General features: G+C 68.2%; 23 protein-coding genes. 20 read left to right on the top strand and 3 right to left on the bottom strand.

Annotated elements, in window-relative coordinates; translation table 11 throughout:
• Positions 1–4: 4 nt before the first annotated feature.
• The 6 genes from ruvX (at position 5) to AC07PR_RS18020 (ending at position 4,982) form a co-directional block, all read left to right on the top strand.
• Complete coding sequence (gene ruvX / locus AC07PR_RS18045) at positions 5–409, top strand: Holliday junction resolvase RuvX (RefSeq protein WP_495136104.1); 405 nt, start codon at positions 5–7, stop codon at positions 407–409.
• The gene (gene pyrR, locus AC07PR_RS18040; protein WP_495136103.1) at positions 406–906 is read left to right on the top strand and encodes a bifunctional pyr operon transcriptional regulator/uracil phosphoribosyltransferase PyrR; all 501 of its coding nucleotides are present in this window, start codon (positions 406–408) and stop codon (positions 904–906) included. Before ruvX ends, pyrR begins: the two co-directional genes overlap by 4 nt.
• A 4-nt stretch (positions 907–910) precedes the next feature.
• Positions 911–1,873, top strand: coding sequence for an aspartate carbamoyltransferase catalytic subunit (locus AC07PR_RS18035; RefSeq protein ID WP_377160272.1), 963 nt, complete (start codon positions 911–913; stop codon positions 1,871–1,873).
• A 70-nt stretch (positions 1,874–1,943) separates the two neighbouring features.
• Complete coding sequence (locus tag AC07PR_RS18030; protein ID WP_495136102.1) at positions 1,944–3,272, top strand: dihydroorotase; 1,329 nt, start codon at positions 1,944–1,946, stop codon at positions 3,270–3,272.
• The gene (locus tag AC07PR_RS18025; protein ID WP_377160276.1) at positions 3,272–4,009 is read left to right on the top strand and encodes a lysophospholipid acyltransferase family protein; all 738 of its coding nucleotides are present in this window, start codon (positions 3,272–3,274) and stop codon (positions 4,007–4,009) included. Before AC07PR_RS18030 ends, AC07PR_RS18025 begins: the two co-directional genes overlap by 1 nt.
• A gap of 100 nt (positions 4,010–4,109) precedes the next feature.
• Entirely contained in the window at positions 4,110–4,982 is an 873-nt protein-coding gene (locus tag AC07PR_RS18020; RefSeq protein WP_377160278.1) for a ribose-phosphate diphosphokinase, read from the top strand.
• A 127-nt stretch (positions 4,983–5,109) separates the two neighbouring features.
• Here AC07PR_RS18020 and gpmA read toward each other — a convergent pair whose 3' ends face one another.
• On the bottom strand, positions 5,110–5,853 hold the full coding sequence (gene gpmA, locus AC07PR_RS18015) for a 2,3-diphosphoglycerate-dependent phosphoglycerate mutase (RefSeq protein WP_088406360.1): 744 nt from the start codon (positions 5,851–5,853) through the stop codon (positions 5,110–5,112).
• Positions 5,854–6,064: 211 nt separating this feature from the next.
• On the opposite strand from gpmA, the gene AC07PR_RS18010 reads away from it, so the two are divergent.
• The 8 genes from AC07PR_RS18010 (at position 6,065) to AC07PR_RS17975 (ending at position 12,993) form a co-directional block, all read left to right on the top strand.
• Positions 6,065–7,270, top strand: a complete 1,206-nt coding sequence (locus tag AC07PR_RS18010; protein ID WP_483107812.1) for a porin — start codon at positions 6,065–6,067, stop codon at positions 7,268–7,270.
• A gap of 21 nt (positions 7,271–7,291) precedes the next feature.
• Positions 7,292–7,720, top strand: coding sequence for a type 2 periplasmic-binding domain-containing protein (locus tag AC07PR_RS18005; RefSeq protein WP_331615564.1), 429 nt, complete (start codon positions 7,292–7,294; stop codon positions 7,718–7,720).
• Positions 7,721–7,869: 149 nt separating this feature from the next.
• Positions 7,870–9,384 (top strand): methyl-accepting chemotaxis protein, encoded by a 1,515-nt coding sequence (locus AC07PR_RS18000; protein WP_377160285.1) that lies wholly within the window; start codon positions 7,870–7,872, stop codon positions 9,382–9,384.
• A 183-nt stretch (positions 9,385–9,567) separates the two neighbouring features.
• Positions 9,568–9,987, top strand: coding sequence for a rhodanese-like domain-containing protein (locus AC07PR_RS17995; RefSeq protein WP_377160287.1), 420 nt, complete (start codon positions 9,568–9,570; stop codon positions 9,985–9,987).
• A gap of 72 nt (positions 9,988–10,059) precedes the next feature.
• Complete coding sequence (gene grxC, locus AC07PR_RS17990; protein ID WP_377160289.1) at positions 10,060–10,317, top strand: glutaredoxin 3; 258 nt, start codon at positions 10,060–10,062, stop codon at positions 10,315–10,317.
• Between the two features lie 120 nt (positions 10,318–10,437).
• Positions 10,438–10,908: a protein-export chaperone SecB gene (gene secB, locus AC07PR_RS17985; protein WP_377160291.1), complete on the top strand. Its 471-nt coding sequence runs from the start codon at positions 10,438–10,440 to the stop codon at positions 10,906–10,908.
• 109 nt (positions 10,909–11,017) lie between these two features.
• Positions 11,018–12,028: an NAD(P)H-dependent glycerol-3-phosphate dehydrogenase gene (locus AC07PR_RS17980; protein WP_495136269.1), complete on the top strand. Its 1,011-nt coding sequence runs from the start codon at positions 11,018–11,020 to the stop codon at positions 12,026–12,028.
• Positions 12,022–12,993: a Bug family tripartite tricarboxylate transporter substrate binding protein gene (locus AC07PR_RS17975; protein WP_495136101.1), complete on the top strand. Its 972-nt coding sequence runs from the start codon at positions 12,022–12,024 to the stop codon at positions 12,991–12,993. Before AC07PR_RS17980 ends, AC07PR_RS17975 begins: the two co-directional genes overlap by 7 nt.
• Before the next feature lie 52 nt (positions 12,994–13,045).
• On the opposite strand, the gene trmL is transcribed toward AC07PR_RS17975, so the two are convergent.
• Positions 13,046–13,516, bottom strand: a complete 471-nt coding sequence (gene trmL / locus AC07PR_RS17970) for a tRNA (uridine(34)/cytosine(34)/5-carboxymethylaminomethyluridine(34)-2'-O)-methyltransferase TrmL (protein WP_495136100.1) — start codon at positions 13,514–13,516, stop codon at positions 13,046–13,048.
• Between the two features lie 24 nt (positions 13,517–13,540).
• Positions 13,541–14,248 carry a ComF family protein gene (locus tag AC07PR_RS17965; protein WP_495136099.1) on the bottom strand — a complete coding sequence of 236 codons (708 nt, stop codon included), beginning with the start codon at positions 14,246–14,248 and terminating at the stop codon, positions 13,541–13,543.
• 81 nt (positions 14,249–14,329) lie between these two features.
• Between AC07PR_RS17965 and AC07PR_RS17960 the strand changes: the two genes are divergently transcribed.
• The 6 genes from AC07PR_RS17960 to AC07PR_RS17935 all read left to right on the top strand — a co-directional run bounded on the left by AC07PR_RS17960 (position 14,330) and on the right by AC07PR_RS17935 (position 19,507).
• Positions 14,330–15,229, top strand: coding sequence for a biotin synthase (locus AC07PR_RS17960; protein ID WP_495136098.1), 900 nt, complete (start codon positions 14,330–14,332; stop codon positions 15,227–15,229).
• A 279-nt stretch (positions 15,230–15,508) separates the two neighbouring features.
• Positions 15,509–16,693, top strand: coding sequence for a cytochrome c oxidase subunit II (gene coxB / locus AC07PR_RS17955; protein ID WP_495136097.1), 1,185 nt, complete (start codon positions 15,509–15,511; stop codon positions 16,691–16,693).
• 100 nt (positions 16,694–16,793) lie between these two features.
• A complete protein-coding gene (gene ctaD, locus AC07PR_RS17950; RefSeq protein ID WP_495136096.1) occupies positions 16,794–18,425 on the top strand; it encodes a cytochrome c oxidase subunit I in 1,632 nt (543 codons plus the stop codon).
• 38 nt (positions 18,426–18,463) lie between these two features.
• On the top strand, positions 18,464–18,583 hold the full coding sequence (locus tag AC07PR_RS17945; RefSeq protein WP_331614812.1) for a cytochrome oxidase small assembly protein: 120 nt from the start codon (positions 18,464–18,466) through the stop codon (positions 18,581–18,583).
• Complete coding sequence (locus tag AC07PR_RS17940) at positions 18,580–19,221, top strand: cytochrome c oxidase assembly protein (protein WP_377160305.1); 642 nt, start codon at positions 18,580–18,582, stop codon at positions 19,219–19,221. The genes AC07PR_RS17945 and AC07PR_RS17940 overlap by 4 nt, the downstream gene beginning before the upstream one ends.
• 34 nt (positions 19,222–19,255) lie before the next feature.
• Positions 19,256–19,507 (top strand): DUF2970 domain-containing protein, encoded by a 252-nt coding sequence (locus tag AC07PR_RS17935; RefSeq protein WP_377160307.1) that lies wholly within the window; start codon positions 19,256–19,258, stop codon positions 19,505–19,507.
• Positions 19,508–19,515: the final 8 nt, after the last annotated feature.

The raw sequence follows: 19,515 nt of genomic DNA, 5'->3' as shown, positions 1-19,515 counted from the left end.
CGCCATGAGCCTCGCTTCCCCGTCCTCCTTCGTCGCTCCCCTCGCGTTTGATTTCGGTATCAAGCGTCTCGGCGTGGCCACCGGCAACCGGATGTTGGGGAGCGCGCGCGGGCTGCGGACCGTGACCGAACAGGGCGACGCCCGCTGGGCCGCGATCGCGGCGCTGATCCAGGAGTGGCAGCCCGATGCGCTGGTCATCGGCGTGCCGCGCCATCCCGATGGCGCGCCGCACGAGATGACCGCCCGCGCGCTCAAGTTCGCCGGGCAACTGCGCGGCCGCTATCGGCTGCCGGTGGTCGAAGTCGATGAACGCTATACCAGCGCGGAAGCCCAGTCGCAGGGCGCGCGCGATCTCGATGCCGCGAGCGCGGCATTGATCCTCGAACAATTCTTCCGGGAACATCCATGAGCACATTGCACCTCGATGCGGAAGCGCTCTACGCCGACCTCGTGCGCGGCGTCCAGCGCCTGCTGCAACCCGACTGCGCGCTGGTCGGCATCTGGTCGGGCGGCGCCTGGCTCGCCGAGCGCCTCCAGCAGGACCTGAAGCTCGCCGGCCAGCACGGCGTGATCTCCAGCGCGCTGCACCGCGACGACTTCGGCAGCAAGGGCATGAACGCCAGCGCCGATCACACGAAGCTGCCCTTCGAGGTCGAGGGCCGCCACATCCTGCTGATCGACGACGTCCTCTACACCGGCCGCACGACGCGCGCCGTGATCAACGAACTGTTCGACTTCGGCCGCCCCGCGAGCGTCACGCTGGCGGTGCTGGTCGACCGCGGCGGCCGCGAGCTGCCGATCGAACCGGTGTTCTCCGCCGCCCGCGTCGCGGTCGCGCCGAACCAGCGCCTGAGCCTGGTCAAGGGTGACGGCGGCCGCTTCAGCTTCGACGTGAAGGAGGACTGACCCCATGCTGAGCAAACGCAATCCGCAGCTGAACAAGCATGGCGAGCTGATCCACCTGCTGTCCACCGAAGGTCTGCCCAAGGCCGTGCTGCACCAGATCCTGGACACGGCCGGGACCTTCCTCTCGGTCAACGACCGCGAGGTGAAGAAGGTGCCGCTGCTGCGCGGCAAATCGGTGTTCAACCTGTTCTTCGAGAACAGCACCCGCACCCGCACCACCTTCGAGATCGCCGCCAAGCGCCTGTCCGCCGACGTCATCAACCTCGACATCGCGCGCTCCAGCACGGCCAAGGGCGAGACGCTGCTCGACACCGTGGCCAACCTGTCGGCGATGCACGCGGACATGTTCGTGGTGCGCCACAGCGAGTCCGGCGCACCCTACCTGATCGCGCAGCACTGCGCGCCGCATGTCCACGTGGTCAACGCCGGCGACGGCCGCCACGCGCATCCGACGCAGGGCCTGCTCGACATGTACACGATCCGGCACTACAAGAAGGACTTCTCCAACCTGACGGTGGCGATCGTCGGCGACATCGTGCACTCGCGCGTCGCGCGCAGCGACATCCACGCGCTCACGACGCTGGGCGTGCCGGAGATCCGCGCGGTCGGCCCGAAGACGCTGGTGCCGGGGGATCTCAAGGACATGGGCGTGCGCGTGTGCCACGACATGGCCGAGGGCGTCCGCGGTGCCGACGTCATCATCATGCTGCGCCTGCAGAACGAGCGCATGAGCGGCGCGATGCTGCCCAGCGCTGGCGAGTACTTCAAGAGTTTCGGCCTGACGCCCGAGAAGCTGGCGCTGGCCAAGCCCGATGCGATCGTGATGCATCCGGGCCCGATCAACCGCGGCGTGGAGATCTCGTCCACCGTCGCCGACGGCCAGCACAGCGTCATCCTGCCGCAGGTCACCTTCGGCATCGCGGTGCGCATGGCTGTCATGTCCATCCTGGCGGGGAACGAAGCATGATTGACGCCGGGCCGTCCCAAGACAATCAACCCTCCCTCGGGGAGGCGGTGCGCAGCACCTGGAGGGCACAATGAAAATCCTGATCCAGAACGGTCGCCTGCTCGATCCGGCCTCGGGCCTCGACCAGGTCGGCGACCTCGCCATCGCCTCGGGCCGCATCGTCGGCCTTGGCAGCGTCGGCGACTTCAACGCCGATCGCGTCATCGACGCGACCGGACTCGTGGTCGCGCCGGGTCTTGTCGACCTCGCCGCCCGCCTGCGCGAGCCGGGCCACGAGCACGAAGGCATGCTGGAGAGCGAACTCGCCGCGGCTGCCGCCGGCGGCGTCACCAGCCTCGTCTGCCCGCCCGACACCGATCCGACGCTCGACGAGCCCGGCCTGGTCGACATGCTCAAGTTCCGCGCCCGCAAGCTCAGCCGGTGCCGGCTGTTCCCGCTGGGCGCGCTGACGCGCGGCCTCGCCGGCGAGTCGCTCACCGAGATGGCCGAGCTGACCGAGTCCGGCTGCGTCGGTTTCTCGCAGGCCTACGTGCCCATCCGCAACACGCTGACCGTGCAGCGCGCGATGCAGTACGCGGCGAGCTTCGGCTACACGCTGTGGCTGCATGCGCAGGATCCGTGGCTGAGCGGCGGTGTCGCGGCCAGTGGCGCGGTGGCGACGCGACTGGGCCTGTCCGGCGAGCCGGTCGCGGCCGAGACCATCGCGCTGCACACGATCCTGGAACTGGTCCGCGTCACCGGCTGCCGCGTCCACCTGTGCCGAATCAGCAGCGCTGCCGGCGTGGAGCTCCTGCGCCAGGCCAATAAGGACGGACTGCCGATCACGGCGGATGTCTCGATCAACTCGCTGCATCTGACCGACGTCGACATCGGCTACTTCAACTCCTCGATGCGCCTGCAGCCGCCGCTGCGCCAGCAGCGCGACCGCGACGCGCTGCGCGCCGCGCTGGCCGACGGCACCATCGACGCGCTGGTCAGCGACCACAACCCGGTCGCCGCCGACGAGAAGACCTTGCCCTTTGCCGAAGCCACGCCCGGCGCGACCGGCCTGGAGCTGCTGCTGAGCCTCGCGCTGCGCTGGGGTCAGGACGAAGGACTGTCGCTGGCGCAGTCGCTCGACACGATCACCGCTCGTCCGGTCAAGGTGCTGGGCAGCGCGCTCGGCTCGTTGGCGGCGAGCGCGGGCCGCCTGGTCGAGGGCGGCGTCGGCGACGTCGTCGTCTTCGATGCCGAAGCCACCGGTGCCGTGACGCCGGAGCGTCTTGTCAGCCAGGGCAAGCACACGCCGTTCGCGTTCGACATCACCGGCTTCGAGCTGCCGGGCCGCGTGCGCTACACGCTGGTGGCCGGCACGGTCGCCTACGAAGCGCTGGTCACCGAAGCCGAGCGGATCGCCTGATGCGGACGCTGGTCGGCGTGTGGCGTGCGCTGCGGATGCTGGCGCACATCGTGCACGGCGTCTACATCGTGCAGGTGCGCTGGCGCGGTTTCGACACGCCGACCAAGCATCGCCATGTCGGCTGGTGGTCCGCCGAGCTGCTACGGGTGCTGGGCGTGCGACTGGAGGCGCCTGGTCCGCAGGCGCCGTCGCCGCGGCTGATCACGGCGAACCACATCTCCTGGCTGGACATTGCCGCGATGCACGCGGTGATGCCGGAGGCGCGTTTCGTCTCGAAGGCCGACATCGCGACCTGGCCGCTGGTGGGCGCGCTGGCGACGGCGGTCGGCACGCTCTACATCGAGCGCGCGAGCAAGCGCGACGCGCTGCGTGTCGTGCACAAGACGGCGGAGGCGCTGGCTGCTGGCGAGACGGTGGCTGTCTTCCCCGAGGGCACGACAGGCGCCGGCTATCCGCTGCTGCCTTTGCACGGCAATCTGCTGCAGGCCGCGATCAGCACGCACACGCCGCTGCAACCGGTGGTGCTGCGCTGGCACCAGCCGAACGTGCCGTACAGCGCCGCCGCGCAGTACATCGGTCAGATGTCCTTGATGGAGAGCCTGTGGCGCATCCTGACCGCGAAGGACCTGTCGGTCGAAGTGCGTTCCTTGCCGGCGATGCCCACGGAGGGTCTTGATCGCCGCCATCTGGCGGGGGCTCTCTCGGACCGAATCAACAACGCACTCCCCAGGCCCTGAGTCCTGGGTTGATCAGGGACGCCCCAACCACCGGGCTCATTTCGCCCAGCCCGGGTATGCCGGATGCCCTCCGGGTCCCGATTGGTGCGAGGATTCGCCGATGCTGCTTTGTTTCGAAGATGAACAGGAGTTGGCCACGCGTCTGGCGCGTGAGTTGGGCCGTCCGCTGGGCGTGATCACGCGCCACCGTTTTCCGGACGGGGAACTGCGCCTGGTCCTGCCCAAGCCGTTGCCGGTCGACATCATCGTGCTGCGTGGATTGCAGCATCAGCCGAACGATCGCCTGGTCGAGCTGCTGATCGCCGCGCCTGCCGCGCGCGGTTGGGGTGTCCGGCATCTGATGCTGGTGGCGCCGTATCTCGCCTATATGCGACAGGACATGGAGTTCACCCCCGGCGAGGCCGTGAGCCAACGGCACATCGCCGCGCTGCTGTCGACGCAATTCGACCGCGTGGTGACGGTAGACCCACATCTGCACCGCATCGCGAGCCTGGACGAAGTCATGCCCAAAGGGCGGGGCGTCGCGCTGTCGGCGGCGTCGTTGCTCGGGCGTTTCATCGCGACGCAGGTCCCCGGTGCGGTGCTGGTCGGGCCGGATGAAGAGTCCGGCCAGTGGGTCGCGGAGGCGGCGCGTGCCGCCAAGCTCGAACATGCGATTGGCCGCAAGGTGCGTTTCGGCGATACCCAGGTGCAGCTCGCGTTCCCGGATCTGGACGTGCGCGGTCGCGCGGTGGTGCTGCTCGACGACATGGCGTCGACGGGTCGCACGCTGATCGGCTCGGCGCGCGAGGCGTTGGAACGCGGCGCGGCCAGCGTCGACGTCGCGGTGACGCACGCGCTCTTCAACGGCGACGCGTTGCCGGCGTTGCGGGCGGCCGGCGTGCGCCACGTCTGGAGCAGCAACGCGGTGCCGCACGAGAGCAACGCGGTCTGCATCGCGGAACTGCTGGCGACGGCGTTGCGCCGCAAGTAGGGCGCATCCGCGCAGCGCGGCGCCTCGCGCGCCATCAACGAAAAAGCCCGGCACTGCCGGGCTTTCGTTCTTCTGCGTCAGTCCCTGTGCGCCACCGAGCGCGGCGCACGAGGACGTCGCCTGACCCTCAGGCCTTGCCCTGGTTCGCCACCGCTGCGGCAGCCTTCGCGGCGGCTTCGGCATCGCCCAGGTAATAGCTCTTGATGGGCTTCAGGTCCTTGTCCAGTTCGTAGACCAGCGGGATCCCATTGGGAATATTCACGCCAACGATGGCTTCGTCGGCGATGCCGTCCAAATACTTCACGAGGGCACGGATCGAGTTGCCGTGGGCCGCGATCAGCACGCGTTGGCCCGACAGAATCGCGGGTGCGATCTGTTCGTTCCAATAGGGCAGCACGCGGGCCACGGTGTCCTTGAGGCACTCGGTCAGCGGAACGTCCGACGGCTGCAGTCCGGCATAGCGGATGTCGCCGCGCTCGCTGCGCGGGTCCGACGCTTCCAGCGCCGGCGGCGGGGTGTCATAGCTCCGGCGCCAGACGAGCACCTGCTCGTCGCCGTACTGCTTGGCCATGTCCGCCTTGTTCAGACCCTGAAGGCCGCCGTAGTGGCGTTCGTTCAGGCGCCAGCTGTGCTTCACCGGCAGCCACTGGCGATCCATCTGATCGAGGCAATGCCACAGGGTCCAGATGGCGCGCTTGAGCACCGAAGTGTGGGCCACGTCGAAGTCGACGCCGGCTTCCTTCAGCAGACGGCCCGCCTGCTTGGCCTGCTCCACCCCGGTGGGCGTCAGATCCACGTCGGTCCAGCCGGTGAAGCGGTTCTCGAGATTCCAGGTCGATTCGCCATGGCGAATCAGCACGAGCTTGTACATGGGTCTTGGGTGGGTTCGTGAGGTTTGGCCGGGTTCCGGCAGGCCCGGCGGATTCTAGAGGCAGCCCTCCAGGGCGCCCGCCTCAAGAAGGCTTCCGCAGGGCCGACAACTGCTTTCGTGCCGGGCGAAAGGCGCACCTGCGCCCCAGTTTGGTTCGTCAAAAGAACATGCCCACGTTGGGCATTCACGCTGTACAGGAGTACTTGCAATGATGGTGGTGAAGAACTTGCGCATGACGCCGCTGGCGCTGGCGTTGGTGGTTTTCGGCGCGCAGGCGCAGGGCCAATCGGACTCGATGTTCTCGTTCTCCGGCTTCGGCACGGTCGGCCTGACCGGCACGACCAAGGATGGCGCCGAGTACGTGATCCCCGGCCAGGTCCACGGCGCGGACAAGACGGTCAGCGGTGAAGTCGACAGCAAGCTTGGTCTGCAGGGCACGGCGAAGTTCAACGCGCAGTTCTCGGCCACCGTGCAGGTGCTGACCAAGCAGACCGGCAAGGGCGACTGGACGCCGCAGGTCGAATGGGCCTTCGCCAAGTGGCAGGCCACGCCGGGTCTGGCGATCCGCGCCGGCCGCATCGGCGCGCCGTTCTTCGCGGTCTCCGATTTCCGTGACGTGGGTTATGCCAACACCTGGCTGCGTCCGCCGATCGACGTCTACGGCCAGGTGCCGGTGAGCCACTTCGACGGCGCCGACGTGAACTGGACGACGCAGGTCGCCGGCAAGAGCGTTTCGCTGCAGGCTTTCGGCGGCGAGGCCTCGTCGTACGTGCGCCAGACCAAGCTCGAGATCAAGAAGATGATTGGCGTGAACGCCACCGTCGAACTGGCCGACGGCCTGAACCTGCGCGTCGGCCATGCGCAGGGCAAGCTGACCGCGCACAGCGCCACTGTCGCCTCGCTGGTCGGCGCGTTGCGCCAGACGCCGTTCGCCTCGGTCGGCAACGAGATCGACCCGACCGACAAGGACGCGAGCTTCTCCGGCGTCGGCCTGACCTACGACGAAGGCCAGTGGGTCGTCGCCGCCGAGTACACCAAGCGCCGCAACGACTCGTTCGTGCCGGACACCACCGGCTGGTACACGACCGTCGGTTATCGCGTCGGCAAGTTCACGCCGTACGCGACGCTGTCGCAGCAGAAGACCGACAGCAGCAACGTCAACAACACGATCCCGGGCACGGTCGTCGTGGGTGGCCTGCCGCTGCGCGCCGTCGTGGACGCGGTCACCGCCGCGCAGAGCACGCCGCAGAAGACCATCGGCCTCGGCGTGCGCTGGGATGCCTGGCGCAACATCGCCGTCAAGGCCCAGTACGACAGCATCAAGACCACCGGCGCCGGCCAGTTCTACAACGTCCAGCCGGGCTTCAACAACGAGCGCGTCGGCGTCTACAGCGTCGCCGTCGACTTCGTGTTCTAAGCATCAGAAGAAGAGGCCCCCATGCAGTTCAACATGATCAAGCCCGTGATCGGCGCGGCGCTGTTCGCCGCCGCCGTGGCCGCGCAGGCGCAAGTCGCCGTCGTGGTCAATCCGAAGAGCCCCGTCGCCAGCATGACCGCCGACCAGGTCGCGAGCATCTTCCTGGGCAAGTCCAACCAGTTGCCCAACGGCAGCGCCGCGCAGGCGGTGGATCTGCCCGACAGCGCCGCGGCGCGCGAGCAGTTCTATTCGAAGGCCACCGGCAAATCGTCCGCGCAGGTGAAGGCCGCGTGGTCGCGCCTGGTGTTCTCGGGCAAGGGCACGCCGCCCAAGGAACTGGGCAGCGCGGCCGACGTGAAGAAGTTCGTCGCCGCGAATGCCGATGCCATCGGCTACATCGAGAAGTCGGCGGTCGACGGCTCGGTGAAGGTGGTGCTCAGCGTCGATTGACGCCGCCACCGGAGCGGCGCTTGCCGCTCCCGCATCGGCCGAGGAGTCCGCGCAGACGGACCGGCGGCTGGTGCCGGGGTGCCTCGCAGGATGCGGGCGCCTTCGACCTCGGGGAGGTCGTTGGGACAAAAGATGGACTGGAGTCAGGCATGAACTTGAAGACCCGTATCGCGATGCTGCCGGTGCTGGCGGCGATCGTTTTCGCGGTGGGCATCGCGGTGGTGCTGTTCTTTTCGTCGCGGACCTCGGGCGCGATCCACGCGCTGGGCGAGGCGGACTATCCGTACCTCGTGGCCACCAACCAGGTGGCCGCGCAGCTTGAGGCGTTGGGCGGGACGATCCAGTCCGCCGTCGCCGAGGGCGAGAAGAAGCGCCTGGACGAGGCCGCCGAGCGCGCGACCGCGATGCGCAAGGTGATCGCGTCGATCAAGGCGATCCCGGGTCGCGCCGATGCCGGTGCGAAGCTGGAGAGCGGCTTCGAGGCCTACTACGCCGCCTCGGTCGAGACGGCGCAGCTGTTCCTCGGCATCAAGCAGGGCGATCAGGCGGGCTCGATCCCGAAGATGCAGGCGGCGCAGAAGGCGCTGGAGCAGACGCTCGGCGACGCGCGCGCCGACGCGAAGACCACCTTCGACGCGACGCTGTCGAGCGCCGAGAAGGGCGTCGGCGCCGGCCTGTGGGCGACGGTGCTGAGCGGGTTGATCGTCGTCGTGTGCCTGGGCGCCGGCTCGTGGCTGCTGATCACCAGCGTGTGGCGCCAACTGGGCGGCGAGCCGGAGTACGCCCGCGACGTGATGCGGCAGATGGCCGAGGGCGACCTCTCGCAGGCCATCCGCGTCGCGCCGGGCGCCGAGGCGAGCCTGCTGGCGGCGGTGCGCGACATGTCGCAGGGCCTGTCGGCCATCGTCGGCAATGTGCGCAGCGGCACCGACTCGATGACGGTGGCCTCGCGCGAGATCGCCGCGGGCAACCAGGACCTGTCGGTGCGGACCGAGAAGCAGGCGGGTTCGCTGGAGCAGACGGCGTCCAACATGCAGCAGCTGACCGAGACCGTGCGCCAGAGCGCCGACGCGGCCAGCCAGGCGAACCAGTTGGCCGGCAGCGCGGCGACCGTCGCGAAGAAGGGCGGCGAGGTCGTGGGGCAGGTCGTCTCGACGATGGACGAGATCAGCGCGAGCTCGCGTCGGATCGGCGACATCATCGGCACCATCGACGGCATCGCGTTCCAGACCAACATCCTGGCGCTGAATGCGGCGGTCGAAGCGGCCCGCGCGGGCGAGCAGGGCCGCGGTTTCGCCGTGGTCGCGAGCGAGGTCCGTTCGCTGGCCCAGCGCAGCGCCGAAGCGGCCAAGGAGATCAAGACGCTGATCGGCGCGAGCGTGACGCGCGTCGAAGCCGGTTCGCGCCTGGTGCAGGACGCGGGCGCGACGATGGAGGAGATCGTGGCCAGCGTGCAGCGTGTCTCCGACATCATCAGCGAGATCACCGCGGCGTCCGCCGAACAGAGCCAGGGCATCGGCCATGTCAACGAGTCGGTGGTGCAGCTCGACCAGATGACGCAGCAGAACGCCGCGCTGGTCGAGGAGGCCGCCGCTGCCGCCAACAGCCTCGAGCAGCAGGCCCGCGCGTTGCAGTCCGCAGTCTCCACCTTCAAGCTCAGCTGACGCGGGCATGGACCGAAGTGCTCGGTCCGAGCTGGCGCAAGCCGGGGCGGGGTCGACGATTTGTGGAGCCTGCGAGACGTATGAGGAGACCCCGCCCCGGCTTGAGCCGGCGAGCGGTGTCCGCGGACCCAAGCCGGCTTCCTATAATCCTCGGCTTTTGCATCCAACCGAACGGGCCCCGCCTTGAAGTTCCTGATTGAAAACTGGTATCTCGTGCTGTCGGCCCTGGTGTCGGGCGGTCTGCTGCTGTGGACGTCGATGCGCGGCAAGGCGGGCGGCGTGCCGACGGCCGAGGCGGTGCGCCTGGTCAACCGCGAGAAGGGTGTTCTGGTCGACGTGAGCGAGCCGGAGGAGTTTGCCGCCGCCCACGCGAAGGGCGCCCGCAGCGTGCCGCTGTCGACGTTGACTGGCACGGACCTTCCGGTCAAGCAACTGCCCAGCAACAAGGCCCTGCCGGTGGTGCTGATGTGCAAGACCGGCGCACGCGCGCAGCGCGCTGCTGGCATCCTGCAGAAACAGGGCTACGCGAACGCGGTCGCTGTCCAGGGCGGTCTGACCGCCTGGCGCGAGGCGAGTTTGCCTGTCGAGACGTCCGCGGCCTGACCGCCCTGGCGACCGAGCCGGCACCTCGATTGCCGGAAGAGGACGCTCGACACGATTCTTGGAGAACTGGCGATGGCCGCCGTGAAGATGTATACGACCCTGGTCTGCCCGTACTGTGTGCGGGCGAAGCACCTGCTCAACCAGCGGGGTGTCAGCCAGATCGAGGAGGTCCGCGTGGACCTGGATCCGTCGCAACGCGACGCGATGATCCAGCAGACCGGTCGCCGCACCGTGCCGCAGATCTTCATCGGCGAGACCCATGTCGGCGGTTGCGACGACCTCATCGCGCTGGACCAGCGCGGCGGTCTGCAACCGTTGTTGCAGGCCTGACACCGCGGCGCCCGAAGTCCTCGCCATTCTCCGGAAACCCCTCACCGGACTGTCGCGAACGCTCGGTCATAATGCCCGCCACGGCTCGCCGCTGGCGGGCTTTTTCATTTGGATGACCCCATGGCCGACGACAACAACGCTCCCGTGTTCCAGATCCAGCGCATGTACCTGAAGGACCTGTCGCTGGAGCAGCCCAACGCCCCGGCGATCCTGCTGGAGCAGGCCCAGCCGCAGGTCGACATCAAGCTCTCGCTGGCCGCCGAACCGGTCGCCGAGGGTCTGTTCGAAGTCAGCGTCACCGCCACCGTCACGACGACGGTGCAGGACAAGACCCTGTTCCTGATCGAAGCCAAGCAGGCCGGCATCTTCGAGATCCGCAACCTGCCGCAGGATCAGCTCGAAGGCATCCTGGCGATCGTCTGCCCGCAGATGATCTACCCGTACCTGCGCGCGATCGTCTCCGACGTCTGCACGCGCGCCGGCTTCCCGCCGGTGATGCTGACGGAAGTGAACTTCCAGGCGATGTTCGAAGCCCAGCAGGCGCAACTGGCCGCCAACGGCCAGGGCAACGGCGAAGCCATCCCGAACTGAGCTTCGGCCCCATGAGCGCGCCGGCCTCGCGGACCTGTCCGCTGGCCGGCGTGTTTCATTGCGAGATTCATTTCACCGATCCTCCGAACAGACCATGACTGCTCCGCGCATGAAGATCAGCGTGCTCGGCGCCGGTGCCTGGGGCACGGCGCTGGCGATCGCCGCGAGCGCGCGCCATGAGGTGACGCTGTGGGCGCGCGACGCCGGCGCGATCGCCGCGATGCGCGCCGACCGTTGCAACGTCCGCTACCTGCCTGATTCGCCGCTGCCGGCCGCCCTGGCCTTGACCGACGACCTCGAGGGCGCGCTCGCGCACGGCCGCGACGGGCTGATCGTCATCGCGACGCCGATGTCGGGCCTGCGCGGCATGCTCGCCCGTTTGCCGGCGGGCGCACGGGCGCAGTGGCTGTGCAAGGGCTTCGAGGCCGGCACCGGTCTGCTGGGCCATGAGATCGCCCGCGAGGTCGCGCCGCAACTGGCCACCGGCATCCTGTCGGGCCCGAGCTTCGCGCAGGAAGTGGCCGCCGGCCAGCCGACCGCGCTCGTGTCCGCGTCCGGCGACGCGGCGCTCGCGCAACTGGGCGTGTCGGCCTTCCACAGCGAGCGTCTGCGCGTGTATTCGTCGGCCGATCCGGTCGGGGTCGAAGTCGGCGGCGCGGTGAAGAACGTGATGGCGATCGCCGTCGGCATCGCCGACGGCTTGCGGCTCGTCGCCGAGGCGAAGGGCGTGAAAGGCCCCGGCCTCAACGCCCGCGCCGCGTTGATCACGCGCGGACTGGCGGAGATGCAGCGGCTCGCGCTCGCGCTCGGCGCGCAGCAGGAGACGCTGCTCGGGCTCGCGGGCCTGGGTGACCTGGTGCTCACCGCCACCGGCGACCTGTCGCGCAACCGCCGCGTCGGCCTGCTGCTCGCCGAGGGCCTGGACCTGCCGGGCATCCTCGTGAAGCTGGGCCACGTCGCCGAAGGCGTCTACAGCGCGCCGACGGTGCTGGCGCGCGCGCAGCGTGCCGGCGTCGACATGCCGATCACCGCCGCGGTCGTCGAGGTCCTGGAGGGACGCATGACCACGCACGAAGCCCTGGATGCGCTGATGGGGCGCCAGGCCAAGTCCGAGTGGTGAAGCGCCGCGCGCTGATCGCCGCGACCGCGCTCGGCGCGCTGCCGCTGTCCGGTCGCGCGGCAACGCCGTGGCCATCGCGGCCGATCCGCCTCGTCGTGCCGTTCCCCGGCGGCAGTTCTCCGGACCTGATCGCGCGTGATCTCGCCGAGCCGCTCGCGCAAGCACTCGGCCAGCCGATCGTCATTGACAACAAGCCCGGCGCCGGCGGCAACATCGGTACCGGCGCGGTCGCGAAAGCCGCGTCGGACGGACACACGCTGCTGTTCACGATCCAGGGACCGCTGATCACCGCGCCGCTGCTGGCGAAGGCCTTGCCCTACGACCCGCAGCGCGAGCTGCGCGCGGTCAGCTTCATCGCGAGCTCACCGAACGTGCTCGTCGTGCCACCGTCGCTCGGTGTGGACACGCTCGCGCAGTTCGTCGCGCTGGCGAAGCAGCGCACGGGAGCGCTGAACTACGGCAGCATCGGCAATGGCAGTGCCGCGCATCTGGCGATGGAATCCTTCATCGCGCGCGCCGGGTTGAAGCTGGTCCACGTGCCGTATGCCGGCTTCCCGCAGGTCGTGAACGCGATGCTGGCCGGACAGATCCACGCCGGCTTCATGGTGCCGGCGATCGCGATGCCGCAGGTCAAGGCCGGCAAGTTGAAGGCGCTGGCCGTGACCAGCGCCGGACGCTTCGGCGCGCTCGCGGAACTGCCGACCGTGGCGGAATCCGGCTATCCCGGCTTCGAGGCCACGTCGTGGCAGGCGCTGCTGGCGCCGGCCGGCACGCCGGAAGTGATCGTGCGTCGCCTGGCCGACGAGGTCATCCGCATCGTCCGCGGCGACGCCTTCCGGCGCCAGCTGCTGCCGCTGTACTTCAGCGCGGCAGGCACCTCGCCCGAAGGGCTGGACAGCCTCATGAGCGACGAACGCAAGCGCTGGGGCGCGCTGATCCGGCAGCTCAAGCTGGAACGCGAATAGGCGGCCTTTGACGGCCAGCAGCGGTGGAAGTGCCGTCGTGGGGCGTCGGCGATCAGACGCCGTCGGCGTAGCCGTTCTGCCGCCACGCTTCGAAGACCGCCACGGCCACCGCATTGCTGAGGTTCAAGCTGCGCTGCCCGTCTCGCATCGGCAGCCGCACGCGCTGCTCGAGCGGGAAGCTGTCGCGCAAGTCCGTCGGCAGTCCCGCCGTCTCACAACCGAAGACCAGCCAGTCGCCGGGCTTGAGCGCGACCGACGGCAGCAGCCGGCTGCCGCGCGTGGTGAACGCGAACATCCGCGTCGCATCCGGCTGCTCCGCGGCGATGAAGCGTTCCCAGTCCGCGTGCCTCAGCACCGGCGCGTACTCGTGATAGTCGAGGCCGGCGCGCTGCAGCAGCTTGTCCTCCATCGAGAACCCCAGCGGTTCGATCAGGTGCAGCCGGCAGCCGGTGTTGGCCGCCAGCCGGATCACATTGCCGGTGTTGGGCGGAATCTCCGGATGGACCAGCACGATGTTGAACATGGGGCGAAGCTCTTTCGACAAGGATCAAGGCGTGCGCGCGGCCACCCAGGCCTGCACGTCGCGGGCGCCCGCGCGGCGCAAGGCCAGCGCGGCCTCGTGCAACGTGGCGCCGCTGGTCATGACGTCGTCGACGATCGCGACACTCAAGCCGTGCACCGGCTTCACGACGGCGAACGCTCCGCGCAGATTGCCGCGGCGCTCGTCGAGCGGCAACTGCGCCTGCTGGTCGGTGTTCCGCAAGCGCATCAGCGTCAGCGCGCAAAGCCGGGATTGTCGCTCGGCCTCCGGCGGCAGCACGAGGCGGCGCGCGATCTCGTGCGCCTGGTTGTAGCCGCGCTCGCGCAGGCGCTGCGCCGACAGCGGAATCGGCACGATGAGGTCGGGCGGCTCGACCTCCGCGAGCGTCAGCGCGCGCGACAACCGCGCCGCGAGCAGCGGCGCATGTTCGAGCCGCTCGCCGAACTTCAGGCCCAGCAACAGTCGGTCCCACGGGAACAGGTAATCCATCGCCGCGATGCATCGCGACAACGGCATCGGATGCGACGCGCATCGTCCGCAGCGCATCGCGTCCGTGGCGCGCTCGCCCGTCGGCAGTCGAAGGGCGCAGAGCGCGCAGCGCGGCCCCGCGTCGACCGGATGCCCGGCCTCGCAGTCCGCGCACAGCGGTCCCTGGCACCAGCATCGGCAGAACGCGCACTGCCCTGGCCAGAACCGCGCGAGGCCGCTTGCCATCGAGGATCGCGCCAATGACCGGCGCCGGAACAGGTCAAGCATGGCCGCCTACAATCCCGCCCCATGACTGGAGATGAGGCCTTGCCGCCAAGCACACAGCAGATCGATGCGGGCGCGGCGCGGCGGCAGCGCCGTCGCCTGGCCGCGTCGGACCAGGCCCCGTGGCTGCATCAGGAAGTGGCCACGCGCATGCTGGACCGACTGCCGGTGATCCGGCTGCAGCCGACGGCCGTGCTGCAGAGCCGCCCGTCGATCGGCGGCGGCGACGAAGGCCTGCGCCAGCACTACCCGCAAGCGACCCAGCTGTGGCTCGAACCCGACGCCGATGTTCGCGCGCTGCTCGCGCAACGCCTCAAGCGCGGCTTCATGCAATCGATGGTGGACAAGCTGCGTGGCAGCGCGCCGACCGAGCTCGTCACCGAGCCGCCGGCCGGCGCCGCGCAACTGGCGTGGTCCAACATGGAACTGCACGCCGAGGCCGACAAGCCCGAACTCGTGAAGCGCTGGCACGCGGGCCTCGCGGTCGAAGGCTGCCTGATGTTCTCGTGCCTCGGGCCGGACAGCTTCATCGAACTGCGCCCGATCTTCGCCCGCGAGGGCTGGGGCCCGCCGGCGCCGGACTGGGTCGACATGCACGACCTCGGCGACCTGCTCGTGCACGCGGGCTTCGCCGACCCGGTGATGGACCAGGAACATCTGCGCCTCACCTGGAGCTCGCCGCAGGACCTGCTGCGCGATCTGCGCGCACTCGGCGGCAACCTTGCGCCGGCGCGTCTGCGCGGTCTGCGCACGAAAGCCTGGCGCGAGCGGCTCATGCACGCGCTCGAGTCCTTGCGCGGCGCGGACGGCCGCCTGTCGCTGAGCATCGAACTGGTCTACGGCCATGCGTTCAAGCCTCAACCGAAGGTGAAGGTGGCGGCCACGACCGAGGTCTCGCTGGATCAGATGCGGGCGATGGTGCGCGGCGCGGGCAAACACTGACCCCCGTCGTTCGCGGGCTCGGCTAGCCCCGCGTTTCCAGAGGGCGAGAGCGCACCATTCTGCGGGTAATCCTGGGCGGTTTGGCGCGCTGCGCCCAGTCATAGTGCGTCAGGGGGGTGGGCTAGAATCCGCCCCCGACTGGAGTACGTCTGCTGGCCCCGTAGGTTTCCGCCATCGCTTGGCGCCGGAGCCCGCGCTACGAGCGGGCTCGAGCACCGAAGCCGCCTGGAAGAGACCTGGGTGACAAGAGCTTGAGAAAGACTGGATAAAGAGACGACCATGACGATTGAACACAGTTGTGTGCAACTGGGGCGCCGCTGCAGCCAGCTCGCGTTCGGCCTGTCGGCCGCGCTGGCCAGCCAGGTCGCCTTGGCGGTCAATGACCTCCCCGGAGGTCCGGCCGTCAACCAGCTGAATCTGCACCCGCCGGTCACCAAGATCGCGCATGAGCAGATGTGGCTGCACAACATGATGCTGATCCTCTGCCTGGCGATCTTCATCGCCGTGTTCGGAGTCATGTTCTATTCGATCTTCAAGCACCGGAAGTCCAAGGGCGCGGTGCCGGCGAACTTCCACGAGAGCGTGAAGGTCGAGATCGCGTGGACCATCGTGCCCTTCATCATCGTCATCCTGATGGCGCTGCCCGCGACCAAGGTCGTCGTGGCGATGAAGGACACCACCAACTCCGACATCACGATCAAGGCCACCGGCTACCAGTGGAAGTGGGGCTACGACTACCTGAAGGGCGAGGGCGAGGGCATCGGCTTCGTCTCGACGCTGGACGCCTCGCACCGCGCGCTGTCGGACTCCGGCCACCCCGGCCAGGTCGACAACTACCTGCTCAAGGTCGACAACCCGCTGGTGGTGCCGGTCGACAAGAAGATCCGCATCATCACGACCGCCGACGACGTCATCCACGCCTGGATGGTGCCGGCCTTCGGCGTCAAGCAGGACGCGATCCCGGGCTACGTGCGCGACACCTGGTTCAAGGCCGAGCAGGTCGGCGACTTCTACGGCCAGTGCGCCGAGCTCTGCGGCAAGGAGCACGCCTACATGCCGATCCACGTCAAGGTGCTCAGCGCCAAGGACTACAGCGCCTGGGTCGGCGAGGAACAGAAGAAGATCGCCGCCAAGGCGGACGATCCGAGCAAGGTCTGGACGATGGACGAGCTGCAGGCCCGCGGCCAGAAGCTGTTCGACGCCAACTGCGCGGTCTGCCACAAGGCCGACGGCAAGGGCACGGGCCAGTTCCCGGCGCTGGACGGCTCGGCGATCGTGAAGGCCGACGACCACACCCAGCAGCTCCACCTGGTGCTCAACGGCAAGGGCCAGATGCCGGCCTGGAAGACGGTGCTCAAGGACAGCGAGATCGCCGCCATCGTGACGTACACGAAGAACGCCTGGTCCAACAAGACCGGCCAGATCGTGCAGCCGTCGGAAGTCGTGGCGGAGCGCGCCAAGTGACCCCGGTCACGCGCGCATGACCTGACCCCCGACCCGCTCCCGCTTCGACTGAACGATTGAACGCCAGATCGCCACGGCGACTAGCCACCGAGGATTTGACATGAGTGCAGTGCTCGACCACCCGACCGGTCATGCCCATGGCCATGACGATCACCACGACCACCACGCCCCGACGGGCTGGCGGCGCTGGGTCTTCGCGACGAACCACAAGGACATCGGCACGATGTACCTGCTGTTCAGCTTCACGATGCTGATGGTCGGCGGCATCCTGGCGCTGTGCATCCGTGCCGAGCTGTTCCATCCGGGCCTGCAGTTCTTCAATCCTGAGCTGTTCAACCAGTTCACGACGATGCACGGCCTGATCATGGTGTTCGGCGCGATCATGCCGGCCTTCGTCGGCTTCGCGAACTGGATGATCCCGCTGCAGATCGGCGCGGGGGACATGGCCTTCGCGCGGATGAACAACTTCAGCTTCTGGCTGATGATCCCGGCGGCGCTGATGCTGGTGGGTTCGTTCTTCATGCCCGGCGGCGCGCCGGCGGCCGGCTGGACGCTCTATGCGCCGCTGACGCTGCAGATGGGCCCGTCGATGGACGCCGGCATCTTCGCGATGCACATCCTGGGCGCGTCCTCGATCATGGGCTCGATCAACATCATCGTGACCATCCTCAACATGCGCGCGCCCGGCATGACGCTGATGAAGATGCCGATGTTCGCGTGGACCTGGCTGATCACCGCCTACCTGCTGATCGCGGTGATGCCGGTGCTGGCCGGCGCGATCACGATGACGCTGACGGACCGCCACTTCGGCACCAGCTTCTTCACGCCCTCGGGCGGCGGCGACCCGGTGATGTACCAGCACATCTTCTGGTTCTTCGGCCACCCCGAGGTCTACATCATGATCCTGCCGGCGTTCGGCATCGTGAGCCAGATCGTCCCGGCCTTCGCCCGCAAGCGCCTGTTCGGCTACGCCTCGATGGTGTACGCGACGGCCTCGATCGCGATCCTGTCCTTCATTGTGTGGGCGCACCACATGTTCGCCACCGGCATGCCGGTCACGGGCCAGCTGTTCTTCATGTACGCGACGATGCTGATCGCGGTGCCCACCGGCGTGAAGATCTTCAACTGGCTGGCGACGATGTGGCGCGGCTCGATGACCTTCGAGACCCCGATGCTGTGGGCCGTCGGCTTCATCTTCGTGTTCACGATGGGCGGCTTCACGGGCCTCATCCTGGCGGTCGCACCGGTCGACATCCAGCTCCAGGACACCTACTACGTGGTGGCCCACTTCCACTACGTGCTGGTGGCCGGCTCGCTGTACGCGCTGTTTGCCGGCGTTTACTACTGGGGTCCGAAGTGGAGCGGCGTCATGTACTCGGAGACGCGCGGAAAGATCCACTTCTGGGGCTCGCTGATCTTCTTCAACCTGACCTTCTTCCCGATGCACTTCCTCGGCCTGGCCGGCATGCCGCGACGCTACGCCGACTACCCGATGCAGTTCGCCGACTTCAACGCGGTGGCCTCGATCGGCGCCTTCGGCTTCGGTCTGATGCAGGTCTACTTCTTCCTCGCCGTGGCCATCCCGATGATGCGCGGCAAGGGCGAGAAGGCCCCGCAGAAGCCGTGGGAAGCCGCCGAAGGCCTGGAATGGGAAGTGCCGTCGCCGGCGCCGTTCCACACCTTCGAGACGCCGCCCAAGCTGGACGTGACGGCCACGAAGATCATCGCCTGACCGAAATCGCCACCGCAGCGGAACCCGAGGACCGATCGATGTCGCCGACACCCGAGCAACGCAAGAGCAACCTGCGCCTGGCCCTCATCCTGGCCAGCGTGGCGGCGATCTTCGGGATCGGCTTCGTGGTCAAGATCGCGTTCCTCGGGGCGTCATGACCGAACCCACCAAGCGCGCCACCTGGATCCGCCGGGAGAACCTGCGGATGACCGGCAAGCTGCTGGTCGTGGTGGCGGTGATGTCGTGCTTCGGCTACGCGCTGGTGCCGATGTACCGCGCGATCTGCACGGCGCTGGGCATCAACGTGCTGTCGCTGTCGGAGCGCCAGCACGCGGTGCGCGCCGAGGACGTGAAGAACACGCAGATCGACTACAGCCGGACGATCTCGATCGAGTTCGACGCCAACGCCCGCGGCCCATGGGACTTCAAGCCGGCCAAGCGCCACCTGACGGTCCATCCGGGCGAGCTGACGACGGTGATGTACACCTTCCAGAACATCCAGACGCGGACCATGTCCGCGCAGGCGATCCCGAGTTACGCGCCCAAGCAGGCGACGCCGTATTTCAACAAGCTCGAGTGCTTCTGCTTCAACGAGTACACGCTGAAGCCGGGCGAGCAGAAGGAGTGGCCGGTGGTGTTCGTCATCGACCCGAAGATCCCGAAGGACGTGCGCACGATCACGCTGTCGTACACCTTCTTCGAGGTTGCGGGGAAGGGCAAGGCGCAGGCGAACCTGTCGGCGCCGACCACGGTGAAGACGCCCGCGGGCGAAGTGAAGATCCAGCCCGGCGCCTGAGCGCGGCGGGCTGAGCAGAACGACGATAGCGACGATGTCCGATGACCTGAAGCCGGGCGAGGATCTCAAGCAGGCGATGCAGCGCAAGGGCTCCTTCTGGGCCACGCTGCGCGCGGTGGCCTGGTCCTTCTTCGGCGTGCGCAAGGGATCGGACTACGAGAAGGATGTATCGCAGCTCAATCCGCTGCACGTGATCGTGGCGGGCGTCATCGCCGCGGCGCTGTTCGTGGTCGGATTGATCCTGCTGGTCCGCTGGGTGGTGAGCAGCGGTGCGGCAATGAACTGAGAACCGAG

It is taken from the genome of Roseateles sp. GW821-FHT09H11, from assembly GCF_059415845.1.
Note: the sequence above shows the minus strand (reverse complement) of the source record. Positions and strands in the feature narration are given on the sequence as shown.

Excerpts from the sequence above, each read along its gene's own strand:
- trmL (WP_495136100.1), bottom strand. The coding sequence starts at position 13,516 with ATGTTCAACATCGTGCTGGTCCATCCGGAGATTCCGCCCAACACCGGC.
- coxB (WP_495136097.1), top strand. The coding sequence starts at position 15,509 with ATGACGATTGAACACAGTTGTGTGCAACTGGGGCGCCGCTGCAGCCAG.
- AC07PR_RS18025 (WP_377160276.1), top strand. The coding sequence starts at position 3,272 with ATGCGGACGCTGGTCGGCGTGTGGCGTGCGCTGCGGATGCTGGCGCAC.
- AC07PR_RS18035 (WP_377160272.1), top strand. The coding sequence starts at position 911 with ATGCTGAGCAAACGCAATCCGCAGCTGAACAAGCATGGCGAGCTGATC.
- AC07PR_RS18020 (WP_377160278.1), top strand. The coding sequence starts at position 4,110 with ATGCTGCTTTGTTTCGAAGATGAACAGGAGTTGGCCACGCGTCTGGCG.
- AC07PR_RS18010 (WP_483107812.1), top strand. The coding sequence starts at position 6,065 with ATGGTGGTGAAGAACTTGCGCATGACGCCGCTGGCGCTGGCGTTGGTG.
- AC07PR_RS17940 (WP_377160305.1), top strand. The coding sequence starts at position 18,580 with ATGACCGAACCCACCAAGCGCGCCACCTGGATCCGCCGGGAGAACCTG.
- AC07PR_RS17980 (WP_495136269.1), top strand. The coding sequence starts at position 11,018 with ATGAAGATCAGCGTGCTCGGCGCCGGTGCCTGGGGCACGGCGCTGGCG.
- gpmA (WP_088406360.1), bottom strand. The coding sequence starts at position 5,853 with ATGTACAAGCTCGTGCTGATTCGCCATGGCGAATCGACCTGGAATCTC.
- ruvX (WP_495136104.1), top strand. The coding sequence starts at position 5 with ATGAGCCTCGCTTCCCCGTCCTCCTTCGTCGCTCCCCTCGCGTTTGAT.
- AC07PR_RS18005 (WP_331615564.1), top strand. The coding sequence starts at position 7,292 with ATGCAGTTCAACATGATCAAGCCCGTGATCGGCGCGGCGCTGTTCGCC.
- AC07PR_RS17945 (WP_331614812.1), top strand. The coding sequence starts at position 18,464 with ATGTCGCCGACACCCGAGCAACGCAAGAGCAACCTGCGCCTGGCCCTC.
- AC07PR_RS18000 (WP_377160285.1), top strand. The coding sequence starts at position 7,870 with ATGAACTTGAAGACCCGTATCGCGATGCTGCCGGTGCTGGCGGCGATC.
- AC07PR_RS17965 (WP_495136099.1), bottom strand. The coding sequence starts at position 14,248 with ATGGCAAGCGGCCTCGCGCGGTTCTGGCCAGGGCAGTGCGCGTTCTGC.
- secB (WP_377160291.1), top strand. The coding sequence starts at position 10,438 with ATGGCCGACGACAACAACGCTCCCGTGTTCCAGATCCAGCGCATGTAC.
- ctaD (WP_495136096.1), top strand. The coding sequence starts at position 16,794 with ATGAGTGCAGTGCTCGACCACCCGACCGGTCATGCCCATGGCCATGAC.
- AC07PR_RS17935 (WP_377160307.1), top strand. The coding sequence starts at position 19,256 with ATGTCCGATGACCTGAAGCCGGGCGAGGATCTCAAGCAGGCGATGCAG.
- pyrR (WP_495136103.1), top strand. The coding sequence starts at position 406 with ATGAGCACATTGCACCTCGATGCGGAAGCGCTCTACGCCGACCTCGTG.
- AC07PR_RS18030 (WP_495136102.1), top strand. The coding sequence starts at position 1,944 with ATGAAAATCCTGATCCAGAACGGTCGCCTGCTCGATCCGGCCTCGGGC.
- grxC (WP_377160289.1), top strand. The coding sequence starts at position 10,060 with ATGGCCGCCGTGAAGATGTATACGACCCTGGTCTGCCCGTACTGTGTG.